This window comes from Flavobacterium alvei (assembly GCF_002920895.1).
Taxonomy (GTDB): Bacteria; Bacteroidota; Bacteroidia; order Flavobacteriales; family Flavobacteriaceae; genus Flavobacterium; species Flavobacterium alvei.
Genome location: NZ_PQVG01000002.1, coordinates 206,129 through 233,000, shown reverse-complemented (window position 1 = coordinate 233,000; position 26,872 = coordinate 206,129). Strand labels below are relative to the sequence as shown.

General features: G+C 35.9%; 22 protein-coding genes. 7 read left to right on the top strand and 15 right to left on the bottom strand.

All coding sequences use genetic code 11. The features are described from left to right. Positions 1–19: 19 nt before the first annotated feature. Entirely contained in the window at positions 20–1,348 is a 1,329-nt protein-coding gene (locus tag C3L50_RS04055) for an energy transducer TonB (RefSeq protein WP_165783966.1), read from the top strand. Between the two features lie 95 nt (positions 1,349–1,443). On the opposite strand, the gene argH is transcribed toward C3L50_RS04055, so the two are convergent. From argH to fahA, 13 genes are all read right to left on the bottom strand, one after another. Beyond that, a complete protein-coding gene (argH, locus tag C3L50_RS04050; RefSeq protein ID WP_103804865.1) occupies positions 1,444–2,724 on the bottom strand; it encodes an argininosuccinate lyase in 1,281 nt (426 codons plus the stop codon). Positions 2,725–2,813: 89 nt separating this feature from the next. After that, positions 2,814–3,884, bottom strand: coding sequence for a M20 family metallo-hydrolase (locus C3L50_RS04045; RefSeq protein ID WP_103804864.1), 1,071 nt, complete (start codon positions 3,882–3,884; stop codon positions 2,814–2,816). Positions 3,885–3,957: 73 nt separating this feature from the next. After that, positions 3,958–4,743, bottom strand: a complete 786-nt coding sequence (gene argB, locus C3L50_RS04040; RefSeq protein ID WP_103804863.1) for an acetylglutamate kinase — start codon at positions 4,741–4,743, stop codon at positions 3,958–3,960. Then, entirely contained in the window at positions 4,733–5,683 is a 951-nt protein-coding gene (locus C3L50_RS04035) for an N-acetylornithine carbamoyltransferase (RefSeq protein ID WP_103804862.1), read from the bottom strand. Before C3L50_RS04035 ends, argB begins: the two co-directional genes overlap by 11 nt. Positions 5,684–5,821: 138 nt before the next feature. Then, a complete protein-coding gene (locus C3L50_RS04030; protein ID WP_103804861.1) occupies positions 5,822–6,202 on the bottom strand; it encodes a GxxExxY protein in 381 nt (126 codons plus the stop codon). Positions 6,203–6,263: 61 nt separating this feature from the next. Then, positions 6,264–7,025, bottom strand: a complete 762-nt coding sequence (gene proB, locus C3L50_RS04025) for a glutamate 5-kinase (RefSeq protein WP_103804860.1) — start codon at positions 7,023–7,025, stop codon at positions 6,264–6,266. Between the two features lie 89 nt (positions 7,026–7,114). Beyond that, positions 7,115–8,311, bottom strand: a complete 1,197-nt coding sequence (locus C3L50_RS04020) for a glutamate-5-semialdehyde dehydrogenase (protein WP_103804859.1) — start codon at positions 8,309–8,311, stop codon at positions 7,115–7,117. Between the two features lie 58 nt (positions 8,312–8,369). Further along, positions 8,370–9,509: an aspartate aminotransferase family protein gene (locus C3L50_RS04015; RefSeq protein ID WP_103804858.1), complete on the bottom strand. Its 1,140-nt coding sequence runs from the start codon at positions 9,507–9,509 to the stop codon at positions 8,370–8,372. 71 nt (positions 9,510–9,580) lie between these two features. Beyond that, entirely contained in the window at positions 9,581–10,558 is a 978-nt protein-coding gene (gene argC / locus C3L50_RS04010) for an N-acetyl-gamma-glutamyl-phosphate reductase (RefSeq protein ID WP_103804857.1), read from the bottom strand. A 79-nt stretch (positions 10,559–10,637) separates the two neighbouring features. Next, entirely contained in the window at positions 10,638–11,837 is a 1,200-nt protein-coding gene (locus C3L50_RS04005; RefSeq protein WP_103804856.1) for an argininosuccinate synthase, read from the bottom strand. Between the two features lie 62 nt (positions 11,838–11,899). Then, the gene (locus C3L50_RS04000; protein ID WP_103804855.1) at positions 11,900–12,529 is read right to left on the bottom strand and encodes a GNAT family N-acetyltransferase; all 630 of its coding nucleotides are present in this window, start codon (positions 12,527–12,529) and stop codon (positions 11,900–11,902) included. Between the two features lie 441 nt (positions 12,530–12,970). Continuing rightward, complete coding sequence (locus C3L50_RS03995; protein WP_103804854.1) at positions 12,971–14,152, bottom strand: hypothetical protein; 1,182 nt, start codon at positions 14,150–14,152, stop codon at positions 12,971–12,973. A gap of 128 nt (positions 14,153–14,280) precedes the next feature. Next, entirely contained in the window at positions 14,281–15,564 is a 1,284-nt protein-coding gene (gene fahA / locus C3L50_RS03990) for a fumarylacetoacetase (RefSeq protein ID WP_103804853.1), read from the bottom strand. A gap of 108 nt (positions 15,565–15,672) precedes the next feature. Here fahA and glyA point away from each other — a divergent pair, with 108 nt between their 5' ends. After that, positions 15,673–16,947, top strand: coding sequence for a serine hydroxymethyltransferase (gene glyA, locus C3L50_RS03985; protein WP_103804852.1), 1,275 nt, complete (start codon positions 15,673–15,675; stop codon positions 16,945–16,947). Positions 16,948–17,133: 186 nt separating this feature from the next. Here glyA and C3L50_RS03980 read toward each other — a convergent pair whose 3' ends face one another. Next, positions 17,134–17,838, bottom strand: a complete 705-nt coding sequence (locus tag C3L50_RS03980; protein ID WP_133158845.1) for a hypothetical protein — start codon at positions 17,836–17,838, stop codon at positions 17,134–17,136. A gap of 291 nt (positions 17,839–18,129) precedes the next feature. Here C3L50_RS03980 and C3L50_RS03975 point away from each other — a divergent pair, with 291 nt between their 5' ends. From C3L50_RS03975 to C3L50_RS03955, 5 genes are all read left to right on the top strand, one after another. Next, on the top strand, positions 18,130–19,170 hold the full coding sequence (locus tag C3L50_RS03975; protein WP_103804850.1) for a GMP reductase: 1,041 nt from the start codon (positions 18,130–18,132) through the stop codon (positions 19,168–19,170). Beyond that, positions 19,171–19,665 carry a GNAT family N-acetyltransferase gene (locus tag C3L50_RS03970; protein ID WP_103804849.1) on the top strand — a complete coding sequence of 165 codons (495 nt, stop codon included), beginning with the start codon at positions 19,171–19,173 and terminating at the stop codon, positions 19,663–19,665. It abuts the gene before it with no gap. Positions 19,666–20,168: 503 nt separating this feature from the next. Next, positions 20,169–22,403, top strand: a complete 2,235-nt coding sequence (gene pflB, locus C3L50_RS03965) for a formate C-acetyltransferase (RefSeq protein WP_103804848.1) — start codon at positions 20,169–20,171, stop codon at positions 22,401–22,403. A gap of 97 nt (positions 22,404–22,500) precedes the next feature. Then, entirely contained in the window at positions 22,501–23,277 is a 777-nt protein-coding gene (pflA, locus tag C3L50_RS03960; protein ID WP_103804847.1) for a pyruvate formate-lyase-activating protein, read from the top strand. A gap of 202 nt (positions 23,278–23,479) precedes the next feature. After that, positions 23,480–24,649 (top strand): OFA family MFS transporter, encoded by a 1,170-nt coding sequence (locus C3L50_RS03955; RefSeq protein ID WP_103804846.1) that lies wholly within the window; start codon positions 23,480–23,482, stop codon positions 24,647–24,649. Between the two features lie 70 nt (positions 24,650–24,719). Here the strand turns inward: C3L50_RS03955 and C3L50_RS03950 are convergent, their stop codons facing one another. Beyond that, positions 24,720–26,852, bottom strand: a complete 2,133-nt coding sequence (locus tag C3L50_RS03950; RefSeq protein WP_103804845.1) for an elongation factor G — start codon at positions 26,850–26,852, stop codon at positions 24,720–24,722. Positions 26,853–26,872 lie beyond the last annotated feature (20 nt).

Sequence of the window (26,872 nt, the reverse complement as noted above, 5' to 3'; positions counted from 1 at the left end):
TAGAGATTTGAAGTTTAAATTGAATGAAGCGGATATTGAAAAATCAATAAAAGCTGATGAAACAAATGGCTATGTCATTGGTATTGATACTTTTTCTGTTGTAAAAAATGTTGAAATAATTGGTCTTTTCGGGGGTAAAACTTCAAAAAAAGGAGAGTTTGCTGCCAATATTGAGAATATTGGAGGAATGAAGTTTTATAAATTTACAGCAAATGGTCCAAATGGGAATACGTATAATAGTTATATTGTAAAAAAATCTGAGTCTTCTGATTTTGTGACATTCCCATCAGGTAGTGCTAAGTTTAAAAGTGTTGCTTTTGATGTTTTTGAAAATGATGCTACTCTTAAGGAATATATAGAGAAAGGTAAATATAAAGCAGATGATATTCCTTCTATTCTAAAGATATACAAATACCGAAAACTGTTTAAAAACGGGCAAAAAATTGATTACAATTCTTCTTTTGATGAAACGAACAATAAGGATGAAGTTGCTTATTATTCAAAAATAGAATCAATTCAGGATTCTGTTTTTCATTTAACGCATTTTTTCAATAACAACTTGAAAATTTATGATGGTGACTTCACCTCTTTTTATCCACATAATAAACAGGGTGATTTTAAATTTTATTTCCCTAATGGAGAAGTTAGAAGAAAAATTAGCTTTGATAATAACAAACCAAAATCAGGAATTGAATACTTTGAAAATGGTAAAGTTCATAGAGTTTATCAAATTTTAGAGCAGGGGTCATTAGTTTATAGAGAAGTATATGGCGACTCTAATGTAAATTTGTTGGATAATAAATGTACTGGAAGTGAGGAATATACTGATCCTATTTCAGAAAAAAAAATCACCTATGAGTACGAAAATAAAAAGCTTAAAACGGCTTATTTTGTAGATGAAAATGGAGAAAAAGTATATCAGCTCTGTGAAAATAATGCTGAAATTAGAAAATTTAATAGTTTGCAAAAGGCGGTTAAAGAGGAATTAAAATTTCCTTCTGAATCTTTGCAAAAGAATGTTCACGGTTTTGTATTAGTTAAATGTATTGTTGAGCCATCAGGATTGGTTTCTGAATTAAAAATTATTAAAGGGTTAGATGAGGCTTGTAATAAAGCAACTTTAGATTTTTTGAGTCGTTTTAAAACAGAAAGCTATTGGAATCCTGGGAAAGTTGATGGAAAAGAAGTAAAACAAGAAATTGTTATTCCAATCGATTTTTCGATAGTAAACGCGGCTATTTACAGGAATAATTATTACAATTTTTGGTGGCAAAATAATATGATGATGCAGCAACAAATGATGATGCAACAACAAAATAATATGATGAGATCCGCAGGATTTAGATAGTGTTAATAAGATTTTGTTCAAAAAAGTAAAAAACCGCAAATTCACAGATTATATTAAAATCTACGAATCTGCGGTTTGTTTTTTGGTTTAAAACCTTAAAAAGCCAATTTCATTTTCTCTTTAATCTCCTCCAAACAAAGGTTGTTGATGCTTCCTTCGTGGGTGTGTTTGGTTTCTTTTGGCGATTGATAAGTGCCGTTTTCCAATTGTTCTGCAACGGCTTTGTAGGCATCTCTAAACGGCATTCCAGACACGACCATTTCGTTTAAAGTATCAACTGTAAATAGGTAATCGTATTTTTTGTCGTTTAATATTCCTTCTTTTACCTTGATGTCTTTGATGGAGAAAATCGCAATATCCAAACAAGCTTTCAAGTTTTGAATGGCTGGAAACAAACCTTCTTTCAACAATTGGAAATCTCGGTGATAACCGCTTGGTAAATTATTTGTAATTAAAGTGATTTCATAAGGCAAAGCTTGAATCTTGTTGCATTTTCCACGAATCAACTCAAAAACATCCGGGTTTTTCTTGTGGGGCATAATGCTGGAACCCGTCGTCAAATGGGCTGGCAAAGTGATGAAATCAAAATTTTGGCTCATATACAAACAAACGTCCATCGAGAATTTGGCCAAGGTTGCTGCAACGCTACTCATCGCAAAAGCCACCGTTTTCTCTGATTTTCCACGGCTCATTTGTGCGGCGACCGAATTGAATTTCAAGGTTTCAAAACCCAATTCCTGTGTTGTAAAAGTTCTGTTGATGGGGAAGGAGCTTCCATACCCTGCAGCCGAACCCAATGGATTTTGATCGACCACTTTCAAGGAGGCATTCAACATCGTGATATCGTCAATCAAGGTTTCGGCATAAGCGGAAAACCACATCCCGAAAGAAGATGGCATCGCAATTTGCAAATGCGTATAACCCGGCAACAATACGTTTTGGTATTTATCTGCCGATTCCATTAACAAATCGAACAGCGTTTTTACTTGCGATTTGAATTCGGTTACCACATCTTTTAGATATAAATTCACGTCAACCAAAACTTGGTCGTTACGAGAACGAGCGGTGTGGATTTTCTTTCCAGCGTCGCCTAATTTTATAGTCAAAAGGTATTCTATTTTGGAATGCACGTCTTCGAAACTATCTTCAATTTCGAATTCGCCTTTTTCGGCATCGATAATGATGTCTTCTAAAGCCAAAACCAATAAATCGGTTTCTTCTTCCGTTAAAAGCCCGATTTGACACAACATTTTGGCGTGAGCGATAGAACCCAAAGCATCGTATTTGGCCAAAACTAAGTCTAATTCGCGGTCGTTTCCAACGGTGAAATGTTCTATTTGTTTATCGGTTGGTATTCCTTTTTCCCAAAGTTTCATAGTCAATTTTAGATTTTAGATTTTAGATTTTAGATTTTAGATTCAAAACGAATGGATTTGAAATTTAGAAATACTAAAATTTATTGTAATTATTGTTTAAGAAAATCACCAAGTATTTTGATATACAATTGGATTCCTTCTTCTATTTCGTGTAAATATATAAATTCGTCTGCTGAGTGCGAACGCAAGCTTTCTCCTGGCCCCAATTTCAATGATTTGCAATACAAAACCGATTGATCGGAAAGGGTAGGCGAGCCGTAAGTCGTTCTTCCCAAAGCGATTCCTGCTTGTACCAATCCGTGTGAAACTGGAATGGACGAAGCATTCAAGTGCATCGAACGCGGTGTAACTTCGGCATTCACGTTGGCTCTTACCGTTTCCAAAATTTCGGTATTGTTGTAGCAATCGTTCACCCGAATATCGACAACCAAATGGCATTCGGCCGGCACGACATTGTGTTGTTTTCCTGCGGTAACTTGGGTTACGGTCATTTTTACGGGACCTAACACCTCCGATATTTTTTCGAATTGATAGGTTTTGAACCACTCAATCACGGGCATCGCGTTGTAAATCGGATTGTCTGGATTGTTGTGTGCAGCGTGACTTGCGGTACCTTTCACGACAATATCCAAGACCAATAATCCTTTTTCGGCTACCGCCAATTGCATTAATGTTGGTTCGCCAACGATGGCACATTCCAATTCCGGCAAATGTTTCAAAACGCTGTTCAATCCCAGTTTTCCGCTACTTTCTTCTTCTGCCGAAGCTACTACTACAATATTGTAAGGCAGATTTTCTACGGCATAAAAATGAGTAAATGTGGCAATTAAGGAAACCAGGCAACCGCCGGCATCGTTACTTCCTAAACCATATAATTTGCCGTCTTCGACAATCGCTTCAAATGGATTTTTTGTGTAACCTTGGTTGGGTTTCACCGTATCGTGGTGCGAATTGAGTAAAAGTGTCGGTTTGGATTTGTCAAAATATTTATTGTAAGCCCAAATGTTGTTGTTCTCTCTTTCGAAAGGGATGTTGTTTTGGTTGAACCAATTTTCGATTAAAAGCGATGTTTGCTCTTCTTCACTCGAAAAGGAAGGTGTTTCAATCAGCGATTTTAACAACGCTATGGCTTCTTGTATCAGGGTTTCCGTTTTTTTCATTTTACCGCAAAGGCGCAAGGGCGCAAAGTTTTAAATTATTTCTTTGTGTTTTAGAGTCTTTGTGACAAATTAGTTATAATTCTATACTCGTACAAATAGCCTTATCGTCTTTCAACATTTTGTGATGTCCAATTTTTATTTTTTGGACTCCTTTGGACAAACTATTGAAACAGTTGTCCAATTTAGGAATCATTCCTGAGTGAATCGCTCCCTCTCCTTTTAATTTAGCATAAAGAGCCGAATTGATTTGTTGGATTACCGAATTCTCGTCTTCCACATCTGTCAGCACTCCTGCTTTTTCGAAGCAATAACTCAAGGTTACTTCAAAAACTTCCGAAGCGGCAATAGCCAATTCACTGGCGATTGTATCTGCATTGGTATTCAATAATTGTCCGCTTTTGTCGTGCGTGATGGCACAAAAAACTGGAACAATTCCACTGTTGATCAAGGTTTCCAATAATGGAGTATTCACTTTTTGGACATCGCCCACAAAACCGTAATCGATGGTTGGATGGTTTCTTTTGGTGGATTGAATCAAGTTGCCGTCAGCACCTGAAAAACCCATTGCATTGGTGTTGTTGGCTTGCAATTGGGCCACAATATTTTTATTGATTTCTCCGGCATAAATCATCACGACTACATCCAGCATTGGTTTGTCCGTAATTCTTCGCCCATCAATCATAACGGGACTTAAACCAATACTTTGCGCCATTTTGGTAGCCGATTTTCCGCCTCCGTGAACGAGAATTTTGTTGCCTTCAATCTTGGAGAAATCAGCCAAGAATTGGGACAATTCCGTTGGATTATCGATGATGTTGCCACCAATTTTTATAATGGATAAAGATGGTTTATTTGACATTTTCCAATATTTTTTGCAATACTAATTGGGCTGAATAGGTTCTATTGTTCGCTTGTTCGATAACCACTGAATTTTCGCTGTCAATCACTTCATCAGCAACAATTACGTTTCTACGAACAGGCAAACAGTGCATAAATTTGGCATTATTGGTCAAAGCCATTTTTTCGGCAGTAACCGTCCAATTGGGGTCGGTGTTCGTGATTTTTCCGTATTCGTTATAATTGCTCCAGTTTTTGGCATAGATAAAATCGGCATTTTCGAAAGCTTTATTCTGGTCGTATTCGATTATGGAATCTTTCGTGATTTCTGGATTCAGTTCGTAACCTTCTGGATGCGTAATCACGAAATCCATATTTTCCTGTTTTTGCATCATTTCCACAAAGGAATTGGGAACTGCTTGCGGCAAAGCTCTTGGATGTGGCGCCCAAGTCAAGACCACTTTTGCTCTGTGTGGTGTTTTGTGTTCCGCCATCGTGATAGCATCGGCAAGGGATTGCATTGGATGCCCCGTGGCACTTTCCATATTTACGATAGGCACGGTGGCGTGTTTCAAAAATCCTGAAATCACGGTTTCGGCATTGTCTTTTTCTTTGTCCACCAATCCTGCAAAAGCCCTGATAGCGATGATGTCTGCGTATTGCGAAACCACTGCAGCCGCTTCCTTGATATGCTCGGAAGCGCCTTGATCCATAATAGCCCCATCTTCATATTCCAATGTCCAACCTTCGCTGCCAAAGTTCATCACCATTACGTTCATTCCCAAATTCAAGGCCGCTTTTTGGGTACTCAAACGCGTTCTCAAACTAGAATTAAAAAACAACATTACCAATGTTTTGTTCTTGCCCAGTTTTTTGTTTTTAAGCGGATTCTTTTTGATTTTTAACGCTTGTTTCACCCATTTATCGAGTGAATCTATGTTTTGTATGGATATAAAGTTCATAATTGTAAATAATTTGTACGCTGATTAAACGGATTCGCTATCGCGAAGACACGGATAAGAACGGATTTTTGTATTTTATTTATTGTTTAATTTGATTATAGAGATTAGCTTAAGCAAAAATATGGATAAGATCGGATTTTATTTTCTGTCATTTTCAAATATTTTTCTTTTAAATTCAGGTTTTTTTCCAAAGTTTAAAAGCAAACCAACTTCACAGTCTGTAGCCCTTAAATAGTTTAGAATTTGATTTTCAAAATCTTTTACAATATAATCAGCTGCTTTTAATTCGAGTATAATTGTATCTTCTACCATTAAATCAGCGTAATATTCTCCAACTTCAGTTCCTTTATAAAAAACTGCAATCCTCTTTTGAGCTTCAACTTTAAGCCCTTTATTTTTTAATTCCAGATATAAAGAATTTTGATACACTTTTTCCAAAAAGCCATAACCCAACTCATTATAAACTTCATAAAAAGTTTTAATAATTACGTTTGTTAATTCTTCGTGTAATAATTCCATTTTAAAAATCCGTTTTATCTGCGTTTTCGCGATAGCGAATCCGCATCATCCGTGTCCCAATCTATACAATTTTGGTAAACGCAATTTCATTATTCAACCCTTTCAAAATAAAATTATCTTCCAAACCGTTGATAATCCAGGTTTCGATATTCGCTGCTTTGGCAATTGCCGCCGAATCTATTTTGGATTGCATTCCGCCTGTTCCGTGGGAAGATTTGGAATCGCCAATTTCTTTTTCCAATACGCTTAAATCATTCACTAATTCAATGGTTTCAGGAAACTCATTATTGATGGATGCTTTAGTGTATATTCCGTTGGTGTTGGTGGCAATAATCAGGATGTCAACATTCAACAAAACGGCTGTCAATGCGGCCAATTTATCATTGTCGCCAAACTTGATTTCGTCCGTGGCAACGGTGTCATTTTCATTGATAATTGGAATATAACTGTTTTTGACCAAGACGTTTATCGTGTTGACGATGTTCACCTTGGTTTGTTTTTTTTCAAAATCAGAATAGGAAAGCAAACATTGGGAAGTGTGCAAACCCAAATCACTGAAGTTTTCGTGGTAAATCCGCATCAAATGAGGCTGTCCAATAGAAGCCAAGGCTTGTTTGACAAAAACGTCTTTGTCGTGATTGTCGAGTTTCACAAATTGTTTGGCAGCCGCAATGGCACCGGAACTCACGATTATAAACTCGTATTCGTCTTTAAGAGCGGCAATCTGCATTCCAATATCCTCAATCTTTCCTCTCGAAATGTGATTGGTTTCTTTGGTGAGCGTGTTGCTACCGAGCTTTAATAATATTCTTTTTTTTGCCATTATTTATTCAATTACGAATTACAAATTAAAAATTACGAATTTAGAGATTTTTATTGCCCGTAATTCGTAATTTTTAACTCGTAATTGATTTATCTGATTTGTCCTTCGCCGTAAATATACCACTTATTTGTAACAAGGTGTTGCAAACCAATTGGTCCGCGTTGGTGCAATTTGTCCGTGCTTATCGCCAATTCGCCTCCCAAACCAAATTGCCCGCCATCGGTAAATCGAGTCGATGCATTTTGATAAACAGCTGCACAATCTACCTGCTCCATAAATTCTTGGGCAACGGCATCATTGGTCGTGATTATCGAAGCCGAATGTCCGCCACAATATTTATTGATTTTGGCAACAGCTTCTTCGTTGGAATCCACAATTCCAACAACAATTTTATAATTCAAAAACTCTTCGTACCAAATCAAATCCGATTCGATTTGAGGAAGATTTGTTGCTTTTGAAAAACGTTCGTCTCCTAATATTTCAACTTTGTATTTTTGCAATTCAGCTACTAATTTAGCGGCAAAATCTTCCCAATTAGGCAGTTTGGAATCAATCAAAACCTTGTCCAAAGCATTGCAAACGCCGATGTTGGTTGTTTTTCCGTTGATGATGATGTCCATTGCTTTTTGCAAATCGGCTTCTTTGTTGATGTAAACAAAGTTATTGCCGCGACCGCTTACAATAACCGGGCAAGTAGCGTGTTTTTTGGTGAAAGCAATCAATTGTTCGCCACCACGAGGAACAATCAAGTCCACTCTTTGTGTCGGATTTTCCAGGAAAGCCTGGGTTTGAATACGGTCATAATTCAGATATTCCACCCAATCTTTGGAAATATTGTTTTCTTCCAAGGCTTGGTGCCATAGCGAAACGATTTTCAAATTCGATAACAAGGATTCTTTTCCGCCTTTTAGCAAGATTTTGTTTCCAGATTTGAATGCGATTCCACCCGCTTCAACCGTTACGTCAGGTCTGGATTCATAAATGATCATTATTGTCCCAAAAGCCGCTGTTTTGTTGGTGATTTTAAGACCGTTGTCGTGTACAAAATGGAATCTTTCCACTCCAACGGGATCTTCCTGGCTTGCCAATTGTTGCATCGACAAAATCATTGCATCAACTTTGGCATCATCCACCAACAAGCGTTTTTCCATAGCCAAATCATCACCGGAATAATTGCTCATATCCTGCTGATTAATACTTTTAAGATTGGCTCTTTCTTGTTCCAAAAGTTCAGCCATTCGGCTTAAAACAGCATTTCTTTTTTCTATGGATAATAATGTGTTCATTTTTATAAAATTATAATCTTTGTCAAAGTTCAAAACTTTGACAAATATTTATTGATTTTTATGATTTTAATTCAGCCAGCGATTCTTGTAATGCTACAATAAAAGTATCAATAGCATCAGTGGTAATGGTCAACGGAGGAAGAATTCTCAATAGATTTTTATTGTTGGCTCCACCTGTAAATATATGTTTTTCAATGATCATTTTCTTTCTCAAAGCACTCACGTCAAAATCAAATTCAACGCCCAGCATCAATCCTTTTCCTTTCACTTTTGTGATTTCAGGAATGGCTTTGATGGCTTCAAAAAAGTATTCGGATACTTTGTTCGTGTTTTCGATTAAGTTTTGTTTTTCCATCACATCCAAAACGGCAATACCGGCAGCACAAGCCAAATGGCTTCCACCAAAAGTAGTTCCTAATAATCCGTAACTTGCTTTGAATTTTGGTGAAATCAAAACCCCGCCAATCGGGAAACCGTTCCCCATTCCTTTGGCAGTGGTTACGATATCAGGATTGATTCCGTGGTGTTGGAAAGCAAAGAATTTTCCGCTTCTTCCGTAACCCGATTGTACTTCGTCTAAGATTAAAACGACATCATTGGCTTTACAGACTTTTTCCAAAGCTTGAAAGAATTCGGTTGTTCCTTGGTCTAAACCACCAACTCCCTGAATAGGCTCGATGATTACGGCGCAAACATCTCCTTTTTTCAATTCTGCTTCCACCAATTCAATTTCGTTCAAAGGCAGGAAAGTAACGACTTGTTGCGCGTTTAATGGAGCAACAATTTTTTTGTTATCGGTAACTGCAACAGCAGCCGAAGTTCTTCCGTGGAAAGAGTTGTCAAAAGCAATTACTCTTGATTTTCCGTTGTGGAAAGAAGCCAGTTTCAAAGCATTTTCATTGGCTTCAGCTCCAGAACTGCATAAAAACAGACTGAAATCAGTTAAGCCAGAAGCTTTTCCTAGTTTTTCAGCCAATTCTACCTGCAATGGATTTTGGATGGCATTCGAGTAGAAACTCAAATTATCCAATTGTGCTTTTACTTTGGCCACATAATCCGGTTGGGTGTGACCGATAGAAATTACTCCGTGACCAGAGTATAAGTCTAAATATTCGATTCCTTTATCGTCTGTAATGGTGCAGTCTAATGCTTTTACAGGCGTAATAGGGTATAATGGGTAAACGTCAAATAAGTTCATTTTGTTTTTTTGTTTAATTGGTTATTTGCTTATTCGGTTAATCGATTAAACGATTCACCGATTAAACTTTTTTAGAATCCGCTTGGTTTCAGGTGCAACCCTGTAGTTTCTTCAAGTCCAAACATCAAATTCATATTTTGGATCGCTTGTCCTGAAGCACCTTTTACTAAATTATCGATTACCGAAGTAATCAAAATCCGGTTTCCTTTTTTCATTAAACTGATGATACATTTGTTCGTTTGCACCACTTGTTTCATATTTATGTCGGTAGTAGTAACGGTTACGAAGGGTTGGTCAGCATAAAAAGCTTCGTATTTGGCAACCAAATCTTCTAAACTTTCTTCTGTCTTAGTATATAAAGTGGCAAAAATTCCTCTGGTAAAATCGCCTCTGTTGGGAACAAAAATCAATTCATCGCTATAATCCTCTTGCAACTGATTCACGCTTTGGTTGATTTCTCCCAAATGTTGGTGATTGAAAGCTTTGTAATGTGACATATTGTTGTTTCTCCAGCTAAAATGCGATGTAGCTGCCAAACCAACTCCAGCTCCGGTACTTCCTGTTGTGGCATTGATATGCACATCGTCATTCAACAATCCGTGGGAAGCCAATGGTAATAATGCCAATTGAATGGCTGTTGCAAAACAACCCGGATTGGCGATATATTGTGCTTTTTTAATGTCGGTTTTATTCAATTCCGGCAAGCCGTAAACAAAAGATTTTCCGTTGAAATCTTTGTCTTTTATCAACCTGAAATCATTTCCTAAATCGATGATTTTGGTTTGGGCTGAAAATTGATTGCTCTCCAAAAAGGATATTGATTTTCCGTGTCCTAAACACAAGAAAACAACATCCACATTTGGATTAACGGTGTCGGTAAAATTCATTTCGATATCACCCAGCAAATCGTGGTGCGCAATCGAAAGAGGTTTTCCTGCATTGGTCGTGCTGTAAACAAAATCCAATTTGGCATTGGGGTGAAACATCAATATTCTGATTAATTCCCCAGCCGTGTAACCTGAACCGCCAATTATACCTATTGAAATCATAATTATTTTAGATTTTAGATTTTAGATTTTAGAAGTAAGGTATTCCTACCAAATCTGAAATCTAAAATTGTCAATTTATTTACTCGTAAGTTTCATTGTTTACCGATGAAAATATGTTTTGGGCATTACCCAAAATTTTGATAAATCCTTTGGCATCGTCTGATGTCCAGGCATTGTTCATTTCTCCGTATTGTCCAAAACCGGTGTTCATCAAATCATTTTTAGATTCGATTCCGTCCAATGAAAAGTGGTATGGTTTCAAAGAAACGGTCACGGTTCCGTTTACTGTTTTTTGAGTGTCTTCTAGGAAAGTTTCGATGTTACGCATTACAGGATCCAAAAATTGACCTTCGTGAAATAACATTCCGTACCAGTTTCCTAGTTGTTCTTTCCAGTATTGTTGCCATTTTCCAAGCGTGTGTTTCTCCAACAAATGGTGTGCTTTGATTATGATTAAAGGTGCAGCAGCTTCAAAACCAACTCTTCCTTTGATTCCGATAATCGTATCTCCCACGTGAATATCTCTACCAATGGCATAAGCACTGGCCAGTTTTTCAAGAACTACAATATTGTTTGAAGGTTTGTCAGCCACACCGTTTACGGCAACTAATTCACCTTTAAGGAATTCTAAAGTTACTTTCTCTTCGCCTTCTTTTTGCAATTGTGATGGGTACGCTTCGCTTGGCAATGGTTGACTTGAAGTCAAAGTTTCTTTTCCTCCAACGCTTGTTCCCCAAAGTCCTTTGTTGATAGAGTATTGTGCTTTTTCCCAAGAATAGTGTACACCGTTTTTGGCCAAATAATCTACTTCTTCCTGACGAGATAATTTCAAGTCACGAATAGGAGTGATGATTTCAATTTCGGGAGCGATAGTTTGGAAAATCAAATCAAAACGGATTTGGTCATTTCCGGCACCGGTACTTCCGTGAGCGATGGCAGTAGCACCAACCGATTTAGCGTATTTAATGGCTTCAATGGCTTGGAAAACACGTTCAGCACTTACCGATAAAGGGTACGTATTGTTTTTCAATACATTTCCATAAATCAAATATTTGATGGCTTTGTCGTAATATTTATCTAAAATGGTAAGGTTGGCGTGTTGAGCGCTTCCCAATTCATAAGCCCTGTCTTCGATTGCTTGCAATTCAGCATCGTCAAATCCTCCTGTATTGATTAATACAGTATGCACTTCGTATCCTTGTTCGTTTTTTAAATATTTTAGACAGTAAGATGTGTCTAATCCTCCGCTATATGCTAATACTACTTTTTTATTTGACATTTTATTTCGATTTTGTGGAGTTTGTAAAGCTCCGATTTCATTTTATTTGAACTGTGTGTTGTTTATTTTTCTTTGTTTTCCAAGAACAAGGCTGCTTTAATTTCTTTCAATCGATTCCAAATTCTCACATTGAAAGGATGTTTGGGCGGATCTTTCGGTTTTTCGGCCGGGTCGTAAAGCATTCCTGTACACAAACACATTTTGTTGTCCTTGCTTTTCAAAATTTCGTAATTGGTACAGGTTTGACATCCTTTCCAAAAACTAGGGTCGCTCGTCAATTCCGAGAAAGGAACTGGTTTGTACCCCAAATCGGAATTGATTTTCATTACGGCCAGACCGGTCGTGATACCAAAAACTTTGGCTCCCGGATATTTTTTCAAGGAATAATTGAAAACGAAGGTTTTTATCTTTTTGGCCAAACCGTGATTCCTGAAATCAGGATGCACAATCAATCCAGAGTGGGCGACATACTGGCCGTGTTGCCAGCTTTCGATGTAACAGAAACCGGCAAAAACACCATTTTTGTCCAAGGCAATAACGGCATCACCGGCTTTCATCTTTTTGTGGATGTATTCCGGTGTTCTTTTTGCAATTCCAGTACCTCTTAATAAAGCCGAAGATTCTATAGTGTCGCAAATTTCTTGCGCATATTTATAATGTTCTTCCGTTGCTATAACTATGGATATTTTCATTTCAAAAATTAAAGTTTGGGTTAAAAAATAAAAAATTCATTGATTCCGAAAAACTGTTCTTGATCGAGTTTTTCGTTGCGTAAGTGCCATAAAAAATCACCCCTAAAATCAGGCTACAGGATAAAAAAATGAAAGAAATGATGTTTTCAGGATGAAATAATCCGATGGATGATACTAATAATTTCAAAATGACAAAAATGAAAAATGGATAAATACAACGAAACACGGCCGGAGCTTTATATTACAGCATCCGTACTTCGGGCGAAGCGGTTGGGTTGTTTATCCGTGAAAGAGAAATTATATGTATAATTGTTTTTTTCATTGGCGCAAATTTACGATTATTTTATTAACTCGTTCGTTTTTTTTCTTAACAATTTTGGAATTAATTGTTAATTTTTCAAAAACAGCCTTCTTCAAACGGCATCATTTCCGTATTGTGGGTTAATTTCTAAAACTATTTCGGTTGATAAGCTCTTTCAGCTTGATTTTCAAGTCTTCGCCCGTGTCGTAAACCATTTGCTCGTTCGACGGAAAAACAATGGCCCTTTTGTCGAAATACGAATAATAATTGTCGTCCGAGGCACGTTTGTCGCCTTTGCAAGTGGCATAAATATTTTCAAAAACAAACTCACTAACTAGTGGAAACGATTGTATTAATTGATTGCTTCGAAAATCTATATAATCTACTTTTGCCTGAATCTGGCTGGACTTGAATTGCCTAGATTCGAATATTCGTGCCGTCACCTTTATCATATTGTCTACCATTACCACTTTTCCGGTATTGTCTATTACTTCTTTTCCATTGGCGTCCAACAGTCTTTTTTGACCGTCTTTTATTTGTCTTTCCTTGATAAATTCTTTTTCCTTGATTTGTTCTGGCGAAACCAATATGTTCTGGAAACGAATAGTCATTCCGTAATCATAATTGATTCCTTTTTCTTTGTTGCCGTGAAATACGGTCCATTTGTTGTTTAATCCATAGGTGTTGAAGTCCAATAAATCATTTTGCAAACGGATAGGAATAATTTTGTCGGTTTCGTTTTTGGCATTGACAAATACGTAATCGGTTCCTTTGTAATGTGCTTCGTCCATCAAACTAACCACGTTTTTGTAGTTGGGATTGATTTCGTTCAGGTAACTTAAATCGTCGAATGCTTTGCGGAAATTCATTTTGTCCGAAGTGGACAACAAGGATTTGGCATTGGCATACAGATAATCGGACAAGTTGTTTTTGCTGGACACCATTGCGTCATTGTAATTATCGAAAGGGAAAATGGCGTTTCTGCCTTCTTTTAGTAATCTCAAAGGTAGCAATGGTTTTATTTTTTCTTGTCGGTTGTTCAGTTGAATATAAGTATTGTATATTTTTTCGAAATTGTTCGGATTTTTTTCTTTTTCCCAAAGATTGATGGCATTCAAATCGCGTTCTTTGGCTTTGGCGAAAGCCTCTTCCAGCAAATAAACGTAATCTTGGTTTCCTTTTTTGTCTTTGTTGGAACGTAAATTCGATATGGAATTGTTGATGGCTTCGTCATAATTCCCGGAACTCAACAAGTTTTGAGTTTGTTTGACCCCACAGGCAGTTAGTAGTAGAAAAGCGAATATAAAGTAGTGTTTTTTCATCTTTAAATTTTTTTGCGAATTTACAATAATTTTGAACTGTATTTTGAGTTTTTTGTAGGCTAAAATAATGCCAAAAAAAATCCGACACTTTAAATAAATGTCGGATTATATATAAGGTAAAAAAGTTTTTATTTTCTCAAGAAAGGAGGTAGTAATTTAGTTGAAACTTCGCCAAAACCAATTCGGGCACCATTGTTTTTGCAAAATCCTTTTATGATTACAGTATCACCATCGCTGATGAATTTTCGTTCGGTTCCATCGTTGAGGAGTATTGGGGTTTTTCCTCCCCAAGTCAATTCTAGCATTGAGCCAAAACTATCGGGAGTTGGTCCTGAAATAGTTCCTGATCCCATCAAATCACCTGAATTTACTCGGCAACCATTAGAGGTGTGATGGGTTAATTGTTGTATCATCGACCAATAGATGTATTTGAAATTGGTTTTAGAAACAATGGTATTTATTGCTTTTTCCGTTTGGATGGAAACTTCTAAATTGATATCAAAATTGTGTTTTCCTTTTAAAAGTAAATAAGGAAACGGAGCAGGGTCTTGGTTAGGACCTTTTATTCGGAATGGTTCTAAGGCATCCATTGTTACTATCCAAGCTGAGATGGAAGTAGCGAAATTTTTAGCCAAGAAAGGACCAAATGATAATGATTCCCATTTTTGAATGTCACGAGCACTCCAATCGTTCATTAAAACCATGCCAAAAATATAATCTTCGGCTTCGTTAATGGGAATGTTTTCTCCCATAATATTAGCATCGGTAGTAATGAAAGCGGTTTCTAATTCAAAATCAACCATTCTTGATGGCCCAAAAACAGGCGTGGTTTCGCCATTTGGTAGCGATTGAACCATTGGTCTGTGAACTGGGATGCCAGAAGGAATTATGGAGGAACTTCTTCCGTGGTAGCCAACGGGCATGTGAAACCAATTCAGTGGTAAGGCCTTTTCGGGATTATTAATTATTTTACCTATATTGATAGCATGTTCTTTGCTGGTGTAAAAATCAGTATAATCGCCAATTAAAACGGGCAATTGCATTTCGATGTCCTTTACATCAAAAATTACAATTTCTCTATGTTCTTTATTATCTCTAAGTTTTGGATTGGTTTCGTCAAACAATTCAGCCAAGCGATTTCGAACCAATCTCCAAGTTTTTTTTCCGTCCGAAATAAAATCATTTAAGGTGTCTTGCATGAACATATCATCGGTCAATTCGATTCCTTCAAAATAATTTAATTGCTGCAAAGCCCCCATATCTATGGCACAATCGCCTATTCGAGTGCCAATTGTAATCACGTCGTCTTTTGTAATAAAAACCCCAAATGGAATGTTTTGAATAGGGAAATCACTGTCGGCAGGAACTTCTATCCAAGATTTTCTGTTTGTATTATTAGCTGATATTGGCATACGATTGTTAATTATATTGTTAAGAATTACTCATCAAATATATCATAATCTTACTATTTACCAAACGTTTTTTTGTATTTTTGCGCCAAATTAACTAAAAACAAAGAAATGCAACGCGACAAACAAATTTTTAGCCTTATTTTAGAGGAACAAGAAAGACAAATTCACGGATTAGAACTTATCGCTTCTGAGAATTTTGTAAGTGACGAAGTAATGGAAGCAGCTGGTTCTGTTTTGACTAATAAATATGCCGAGGGATATCCTGGCAAAAGATATTATGGAGGTTGCGAAGTGGTTGATGTTATCGAACAAATTGCAATTGATAGAGCTAAAGAATTATTTGGTGCCGAATATGCCAATGTACAGCCTCACTCTGGTTCTCAAGCGAATGCTTCGGTATTTCATGCTTGTTTGAAACCAGGAGACAAAATATTAGGATTTGATTTATCTCATGGAGGACATTTGACTCACGGTTCACCTGTTAACTTTTCGGGACGTGTTTATAATCCAGTATTTTATGGTGTAGATAAAGAAACTGGACGATTGGATTATGATAAAATTCAAGAAATTGCTACCAAAGAGCAGCCAAAACTAATTATTGCAGGAGCTTCTGCTTATTCTCGTGATATGGATTTTGAGCGTTTCAGAGTCATTGCTGATTCTGTTGGAGCTATTTTATTTGCCGATATTTCTCATCCTGCTGGTTTAATTGCCAAAGGTTTGATGAATGACCCAATTCCACATTGTCATATTGTTTCTACCACTACACACAAAACTTTGCGTGGACCAAGAGGTGGTTTGATTTTGATGGGTAAAGATTTTCCAAATCCAATGGGTTTGACTACTCCAAAAGGCGAAATCAGAATGATGTCTTCTTTATTGGATTTAGCTGTTTTTCCAGGAAATCAAGGTGGTCCTTTGATGCACATTATTGCTGCAAAAGCCGTAGCTTTTGGTGAAGCTTTGAGCGATGAGTTCTTTAGATATGCTTTGCAATTGCAAAAGAATGCCAACGCTATGGCCGATGCTTTTGTAAAAAGAGGCTATGATATTATTTCAGGAGGAACAGACAATCATATGATGTTGATTGATTTGAGAAATAAAGGTATTTCAGGAAAAGATGCTGAAAACGCTTTGGTAAAAGCAGAAATCACTGTAAATAAAAATATGGTTCCATTTGATGATAAATCACCATTTGTAACTTCTGGAATTCGTGTTGGAACTGCTGCTATCACCACTCGTGGATTGGTCGAAGAAGATATGGAAACCATTGTAGCAATGATTGATAAAGTTTTATCGGATCATACTAACGAAGCTGTTATTGAAGCAGTAGCTGAGGAAGTAAACGAAATGATGAGCGAAAGAGCCATATTCGTTTTCTAATTAGAACTTTTTTAAAATTTAAATTTCACTAATTTTCACCATTATATTCGGTGTTAATTAGTGAAATTTGTGTTTTATAGCCTAAAATAATCCAAAAAAAAATCCGACACTTTTGGTAAAATGTCGGATGATGAAGGAGTGAAAAAAATTATCTCAAAATTTATTAAATTAAACAGTCGTCATTAGTTAAATATCTTTAAAATCTGTTTCGTTAATTGTTATGCTTTGAATAGTAAGTGTTTCAACATTAGATGCTGGAAATGTATAAGTTGCCACTTGTTTAATTCCGTTTGATTTCATTCTATTTATGTATAATTTTTGTGGGCTATATTTAGCAATGTAAATCCTTCTAATAACTTGGTTGTTCGAAACAATATCATTGGAATTGTTATTGGGGTTAAAAGTCGTTTCGTGATAAACTTGAAATGGAAAATTAGAAACATTATTTAAGTTTATTGTTACATCGCAAGGGTATAACTTTATTAGTTGATTGTAATTGAAAATAAAAGGACTGCCAATTGTAGTGATACGCTCGGAATGGCAACAATTCGAATACTTTTGTTCGCTAATTGGAGATGGCTGTATTTCTATTTGATAAATATTGCCTTTTCCGCTGGTTTTAAAAGTAAAATCATACTCTCCATTTGCATTTGTTTCACTTGAGGTTATATCTTGAATGAAATCAGGAAAATTTCCATATAAACTCCAAGAGCTTGACGTACTTTTATATTCCAACACTTTTAATTTAACATTTGAAATTGGCGAATTATTAAAATCTGTAATTCTACCTGAAATTCTGGTTTCAATTCCCTCGGACATCAAGTCTGCATCGTCTTTTGTGCAACACGTTAATGTAAGTACTATTGCAAATAAAAATATTATATTTTTCATAGGTTGATTTTTTAATAACTTCAAATATAGTTAATTATACTGTTAGTTGGAGAAAAAAAACTTACTTTTTTTACCCCCAAATAGCCTGCGCCCTTAAAGGGTTTGTCGATGAAATATATAAAAAAAATCTGATAATTGTAAAATTGTCGAATAAAAAGATATGTTTTGTTGGTTGTTATTTTAAAAAAAAAGCAATGGTATTATACAAGAATTCTTCGGCTAATAACTTAAAATCATTTGGTATTATTTTGTAATTTTGAAAGATATTTATACAATTAAAATCACTACCGAATGAGAATAGAAACAGAAATGAAATTGGGGTTCAAAGATGTAATGATTAGACCTAAAAGATCTACCTTAAAGAGCCGTTCTCATGTCAGTTTAGAAAGAGAATTCAAATTTTTACATAGCACTACTGCGTGGACAGGAGTTCCTATTATGGCCGCCAATATGGATACTGTAGGAACTTTTGAAATGGCAAAAGCTTTGGCCGAAGACCAACTTTTCACCGCCATCCACAAACATTATTCCGTACAAGAATGGAATGATTTTTTGCGTGATTTAGCACCAGAAATGTATAATTACATCGCCATAAGTACCGGAACCGGAAAAGACGATTCTAAAAAAATAGCTCAAATTTTCGAAGCCAATCCGTTATTGAAATTCATTTGTATTGATGTTGCCAATGGCTATTCGGAACATTTTGTCAATTTTGTGCAGCAAACTCGCAAGCAATATCCCGACAAAGTGATTATTGCTGGAAATGTAGTTACGGGCGAAATGGTTGAGGAATTATTGTTGGCTGGAGCCGATATTATTAAGGTAGGAATTGGTCCCGGTTCAGTTTGTACGACCAGAGTAAAAACAGGGGTAGGTTATCCGCAACTTTCGGCTATTATAGAATGTGCCGATGCGGCTCACGGTCTTGGAGGACAAATTATTAGCGATGGCGGTTGCAAAACTCCAGGTGATGTGGCCAAAGCTTTTGGTGCTGGAGCCGATTTTGTAATGCTAGGAGGAATGCTCGCCGGTCATACCGAAAGTGGTGGTGAAATGGTCGAAATTAATGGCGAAAAATTCAAACAATTTTACGGAATGAGTTCATCGACTGCGATGGATAAATATGTAGGTGGTGTTGCCGAATATAGAGCCAGCGAGGGAAAAACAGTTCAAGTGCCTTTTAGAGGAGATGTTGCAATTACTTTGAAAGATGTTTTGGGTGGTTTGCGAAGTGCTTGTACTTATGTTGGTGCTTCGAGGTTGAAAGAATTGACCAAAAGAACCACATTTATTAGAGTTTCTGAACAGGAAAATACCGTTTATACCAAATAAATGATTAGAATTTTACAAGCTACAATTACCGATATACCTTTAATTCAAGAAATTGCACATAAAACCTGGCCGAATACGTATGGTTCTATTTTATCGCAGGAACAATTGGATTATATGCTGGATTTAATGTATTCCGACGAATCTTTATTGGAACAATTTAAAGTAAAACCCTTGTTTTTCTTGGCTTATGAAGATGATATGTGTTTGGGTTTTACGAGTTGCGAAAACAATTATCTCAATACGAAAGTAACTCGACTTCATAAAATCTATATTTTACCTGAAGCCCAAGGCAAAGGAGTTGGAAATGCATTGATTGAAAAAGTAGTTGGTTTAGCTAAAGAAAATCAATCGGAGGTGGTCTCTTTGAATGTGAATAAATTTAATAAAGCGGTTTCGTTTTACCAAAAAATAGGTTTCGAAATTGCCTCCGAAGAAGATTTAGATATTGGAGATGGTTATTTGATGGAAGATTATAAAATGGAGTTGAAACTATAGCTTTTTTGAAATAGTTTTAAGTTCTAAAATTTTAAGATTCGATTCACAGATTAATTCAGTTTAGTCTGTGAATTTTTTGCAAATAAGCAGTCTTATTTTGTAATTTTTTGATTTACAGACCAAATCTATAAAATGATTTATTATTACTTTTTGATCAATAAACTTGAATAAATGATAAATACTATTAGGGTTTTAGGACTGTTTGTTGTGATTTTTTGAATAAAAAAAATAGACTAAGGACGTTTTTCAGAAGAAAATGAGCAAATTTTGAAAAATAAAAAAAACTATACCGTTATCGTAAATATTACAATTTTCTTTCAAAAACATATAAAAATTTCACATAATAAATTATTGTGACCGTAAAGTTGTTGTATTGTCTGTAAATTAAGTGTGTAATTGATACATTCCTAAAAAATCAGCGAAATACACATTCTATTTACATTTATCGTAAATTTAAACATAGAAAAAAGATAGTTAAAAAAGAAAAACTAAGAAATATAAAAATGGAAAATTTAGTAAAAAGTTTAGAGTTAAAAGTAGGAGTTTGGAAAGATAGTATTAATGTACACGATTTTGTTTTACAAAACCTTAAATCATATGAAGGCGACGCTAGTTTTCTTGTAGGGCCTTCTTATAAAACCACTCAACTTTGGAATGTTTGTAAAGAATCACTTTTGAAAGAAAGACAAAATGATGGTTGTCTTGCCATTGACACCGAAGTTATTTCGAATATTACTTCTTTCGGACCTGGTTATATTCAAAAAGAAAATGAAACTATTGTTGGACTTCAAACCGATGAGCTTTTAAAAAGAGCTATGAAACCTTTTGGAGGAATCAAATTAGTACAATCGGCAGTTGCTGAAAAAGGTTTGAAAGTTTCTGATAGAGTAGTAGATATTTTTAATTACGCCAAAAATCATAATCAAGCCGTTTTTGATGCTTATGATGGCGAAATCAAAACCTTTAGATCTAAACACGTATTAACAGGTTTGCCTGATAATTACGCAAGAGGAAGAATTATTGGTGATTTTAGGAGAGTGGCTCTTTATGGAATTGACAGATTAATTGCAGAGAAGAAATCAGACAAAGGAAAAGTGTCTGGCGATATGACCGATGCTAAAGTTCGTTTGCGTGAAGAAATTGCCGAACAAATTAATGCTTTGCAGGATATGAAAAAAATGGCTCTTTCTTATGGAATTGACATTTCTAAACCTGCAACAAATGCTCAAGAAGCTGTTCAGTTTACATATTTAGGGTATTTGAGTGCTGTTAAGGAACAAGATGGAGCTGCAATGTCTCTTGGAAATGTTTCTTCATTTTTGGATGTTTATATTCAAAACGATATCGAAGCTGGAATCATTGACGAAGAACAAGCTCAAGAATATATAGACCAATTTGTAATGAAATTGCGTTTGGTGCGTCACTTGCGTCCAGGTGCTTATGATGCTATTTTTGGTGGAGATCCAACTTGGGTTACCGAAGCTATCGGAGGTCAATTTCACGATGGTAGAACTAAAGTGACCAAAACATCTTTCCGTTTCTTGCAAACGCTTTATAATTTAGGTGCTTCACCAGAACCTAATTTAACGGTTTTATGGTCTGAAAATTTACCACAAGGGTTCAAAGATTTTTGTGCTCAAGTTTCAATCGACACTTCATCACTTCAATATGAAAATGACGATTTAATGAGAGACAACCGTGGTTCAGACGATTATGGAATTGCTTGTTGCGTTTCTTACCAAGAAATTGGAAAATCAATTCAACATTTTGGTGCTCGTGCCAATTTGCCAAAAGCACTTTTATTGTCATTGAATGGTGGAAGAGAAGAATCAGAAGGTGTTCAAGTAGTAGGAGGAATTTCTGAAATGGATGACGAAGTATTGGATTATGATACTGTAATGAAATCATTCAAGAAAACATTAGCCGAAGTAGCTCGTGTCTATGCAAAATCAATGTATATCATTCATTATATGCACGATAAATATTACTACGAAAGAGCTCAAATGTCATTAATTGATAGTAATCCCAAAATTGATATTGCATATGGTGCTGCCGGAATTTCAATCATTGCCGATTCACTTTCAGCTATTAAATATGCTAAAGTAACTCCAGTTAGAAACGAATTTGGATTGACTACAGATTTCAATATCGAAGGTGATTTTCCAAAATTTGGTAACGATGACGATAGAGTAGATGACATCGCTAAAGAAGTTACTAAGATTTTTATCGATGAGTTGAGAAAACACAAAACCTATAAAAATTCTACACCAACACTTTCCTTGTTGACCATTACATCCAATGTAATGTATGGTTCTAATACTGGTGCAACTCCTGACGGTCGTAAAGCAGGCGAAGCTTTTGCTCCTGGGGCAAATCCAATGCACGGTAGAGACGAAAATGGAGCGATTGCTTCTTTAAACTCAGTGAGTAAATTGAATTATAACGATGCTCAAGATGGAATTTCTTATACTTTTACAATGGTTCCAAAATCATTAGGAAACAATTTAGAAGAGCAAGTTGGTAATTTGACTACTACACTTGATGCTTATTTTGGAAGAAATGCACATCACTTGAATGTGAATGTTCTGAACAAAGAAACCTTGTTAGACGCTTACAATCACCCTGAGAATTATCCTCAATTGACCATCCGTGTTTCTGGTTATGCAGTAAATTTTGTGAGATTGTCAAAAGCACATCAATTAGAAGTGATTAGCAGAACTTTCCATAGCACTATGTAATTGAATTCAATAATTCAAAAAAGCAAAGTGTTTTATAAATTCTATTTCTTTAGTTTTACCTAAAGAAATAGAATTTAATCTTAATCATTCCTAACCTATGTATTTTCCAGAACAAGATACCCATTTATTAAACGAATCTGAAATTGACTTATTAAGAATTCATTCTTTAGAAACCTTCGGAACTCACGATGGTCCCGGAATTCGAATGGTGGTATTTGTTCAAGGTTGCCAATTTAGATGTTTGTATTGTCAAAATCCAGATTCGATAGACATTCACGGCGGAACATTAGTAACTGTCGATGAACTGGTTTCGAAAGCAGTAAAACAAAAGGCTTATTTTGGAAAAAAAGGCGGAGTAACCGTTTCTGGTGGCGAACCTTTGTTGCAAAGAGCCAAATTAATTCACTTCTTCGACCGTTTGCACGAAAACGGAATCAACACTTGTTTGGATTCGAATGGAAGGGTTTTAGACGATCACACCAAAGAACTTTTAGACCGAACCGATTTGTTGCTCTTGGATGTAAAACACATCAATCCCGAATGGCACAAAAAACTCACTAGTTTGAATAATGCTACTACTTTAAAAATTGCAGAACACCGCGAAAGTACTGGCAAACCAATGTGGTTGCGTTATGTTTTTGTTCCCGGTTGGACCGATCAAGAAGAATATTTGCACGAATGGGCGAAACATTTTTCGGGTTATAAAACAATTGAAAGAGTAGAAATTATCCCTTTTCATCAATTGGGAAAACACAAATGGGAGTTGATGAATATGCAATATGCTCTTGCAGAAACGCCTTCGCCAACTACAGAAGCATTAGAAAATGCTAAAGCTATTTTTAGTCAGTATTTAGATAATGTTACTATAAAATAAATTATGACCGTCCGCTAAGCGGACTAATAACTCAAAAAAAAACACAGATGAAACGGATTAGACGGATTTTCGCATATATTATATAAAAATCCGTTTTTATCAGTTTAAATCAGTGTCATCCGTGTTCCATTTTCAAAATTAGTATTGGTTACAGATGATCATAAAATAATTCAAATTACACCGCATTTAAGAAATTAGAATAATGAAAAAGAATAAATATTTAATCGTGTTGGCAGGAATGGTTATGCAACTGTCCATCGGGTCTATTTATGCCTATAGTAAATGGATCGAACCTTTAACCACAGCATTAAATTGGGATGCTCACGACACGAAAACAGGTTTTAGTTTAGCCATTTGCTTTCTAGGATTAACCGCTGCTTTTATGGGCAAATTTGCACAAAAAGTAGGACCGACTAAAGCTGGAATAATTGCAACACTATTTTTAACCATCGGATTATTAGGAACTGCTTATGCTGTGAGTGTTGGTAATATTTACTTATTTTATTTAACATTTGGTGTTTTGCAAGGAATTGGTTTAGGCTTTGGCTACGTAGTTCCTGTTTACACGGTTGTAAAATGGTTTCCAGAAAAACCTGGAATGGCCTCAGGAATTATCATCATGTCTTTTGCTTTAGGATCGTTGTTGGCTTCTTTTTTGATTGGCCCATTAATCGCTTCTATGGGTTTGTCAGGAGCCTTTGAAACACTCGCCGTTGGCTATGGAATTTGTATGTTATTGAGCGCTTTGTATTTGTCCAATCCTGAAATTACAAGCAACGTTCATCACGCTCATATCGATTTGACTCCCAAACAAATCATCACCGACAAACGTTTTATAGCGCTGTGGTTGTTGTTGTTTCTCAATGTTTGCGGCGGAATTGCCATTATCTCAAAAGCGGCAGTTTTGGGCGAAGAAGTAGCAGGAATGTCTGCAGCACAGGCCACGATGTTTGTTGCTATTATTGGTTTATTTAATGGACTTGGACGTTTGTTTTGGTCTAGTATTTCAGATAAAATTGGATGTTGGACTACCTTTATGATTTTTATTGGAATCAATGCTCTTTGTTTTGCTTTGATACCTAGTTTTTCGACTAGTACAATTTCTTTTCAAATATTGACTTATGTTATTATTGCAGGATACGGCGCTGGTTTTGCTACGATGCCTTCTTTTGTGAAAAGCATTTATGGAACTGAAAAATACGGGCAAGTTTTGGGTTATATTCTGACTGCTTGGTCAGCAGCAGCTTTTGCAGGGCCATTATTGTTGGGGATAAGTACTGAAATTACCATTTTTTATTTTTTCGCAGGATTACTAATCATCGCTTTGATTGTTGGAATCTGGCTAAAAGGATTGTTGGTAAAAACGACTTAAAAGTAAATATATTGATTAACAAAAAAAGAGTCTCGCAAATGATGTGAGACTCTTTTTTGATCAAATAACTTTAATAAACCAGTTCCTCTTCTTTTTTAAATTCCGAAACTAATTTTTTCTGCATCTCAAAAGAAACCGATTCATAATGATCGAATTTAGCCGTAAATCGCGCTCTTCCTTGCGTTATGGAACGCAAATCACTGCCAAATTCCTGCATTTCTGCAAAAGGCAGAAAAGCTGTAATCAGCGTAAATTGTCCTTCGGCATCCATACTTTCTACATTGGCTCTATGGGTTTGAATATTACTCATAATTGCACCCGTAAGTTCCTCAGGCGCTTGAATTTTGATATGATAAAATGGTTCTAATAATTGCGGATCAGCTTTGATAAAATTTTCTTTAAAAGCCATCATTCCAGCCGTTTTAAAGGCCAAATCGTTGCTGTCAACTGGGTGCATTTTCCCATCGTACAAAATCACTCGAACATCTCTAACATAAGAACCTGTAAGTGGTCCTTTGGTCATTTTTTCCATAATTCCTTTCAAAATTGAAGGATGAAAACGAGTGTCGATAGCGCCACCCACGATGCAATTGTAATAGATTAATTTTCCGCCCCAAGGCAAATTAATTTCTTCTTTTCCACGAATATTATAGCCTTTCGGTTCGTCCATTCCTTCATACCAAGGTTCTATTTTCATTGCAACTTCGGCAAATTGTCCTGAACCTCCCGATTGTTTTTTATGGCGATAGGTGATTTCGGCACTTTTTTGAATGGTTTCGCGATACGGAATTTTTGGACTGCGAAATTCTACCGATAATTTATATTGTTTTTCTAATTTCCATTTAATGATAGCCAAATGCAATTCGCCGTGGCAATGAATAATGGTTTGATTTAATTCAGGAGAAACTTCGATTCTAATAGTTGGATCTTCTTCGACCAATTGATGTAAAGCCATAGATAATTTTTCTTCTTCCCCTTTTTTTGTGCCTTCAACAGCAATAGAATAAGTCGAATTTGGAAATACGATTGGAGTAATTTCGATGTGTTTTCCTTTTTCGTGAAGCGTGTTGTTGATGTGAGTATCTTTCAATTTTAGAGTCGCTCCAATATCTCCAGCGGTCAATTCATTTACAGGAGTTCGTTTACTTCCTTCTACTTCATACAATTGATTGATGCGTTCGATTTGACCTGTGTTTTCGTTGGTCAATTCATCTCCCACTTTAATTTTACCCGAAAGAACCTTGAAGAAACTTAAGTCGCCAATATGAGGCTCTGAGAGGTTTTTATAAATGAATATGGCAGTTGGAGCGTTTTCGCTGCATTCAATTTCCTTACCGTCAATAGTTTTTTGTTTGGGCATTTCATAAGCCGATGGGCAAACATTGTCAATGAAGCCCATAATTCTACCGCTTCCCATATTTTTCTTGGCAGAAACGCAAAATACTGGAAAAATTTCGTGTTTTATCAACGAATGATGCAAGCCTAATTTCATTTCATCTTCATTCAATTCGCCTTTTTCGAAATAAAGTTCCATCAATGTTTCGTCATTTCCAGCAATAGTTTCTATTAATTCTTGATGCAAACGATTGGCTTTTTCGATTTCATTTTCAGGAATTGGCAGTTTTTCTGGTTTGCCACCATTTTTTGGATATTTGTACAGCACCATATTCAACACATCAACAACAGCATCAAAATTAGCCCCTTGATTCAAGGGATATTGAACCACAACCACGCTTTGTCCAAAATGATCTTTGGCTTCTTGAATGGTTTTGTCAAAGTCCGATTTTTCATTGTCTAATTGATTTACGGCTAATAAAATAGGCAATTTGTAATCATTGGCATATTCCCAAATAATATCAGTTCCCACTTCGACACCCATTGAAGAATTCAAAAGCATTAAACCACAATCGGCTACACGCATCGCACCAATAATTTCACCAGCAAAATCATCGTATCCAGGAGTGTCTAAAAGGTTTATTTTGTAACCTCTCCATTTTGTATTGACTAATTTTGAGAAAAAAGATTTACCTTTTTCATGTTCAATTTCCGAATAATCCGCTACTGTATTTTTTTCCAGAATTGAACCTCTTCGATTGATTAATCCAGCTTCAAATAACATCGATTCAATCAGAGTCGTCTTGCCACTTCCGGTATGCCCAACTAGAACAACATTTTTAATGTGTTTGATATCAAAATTTGCCATATCTCTTTGATTTAAATTAG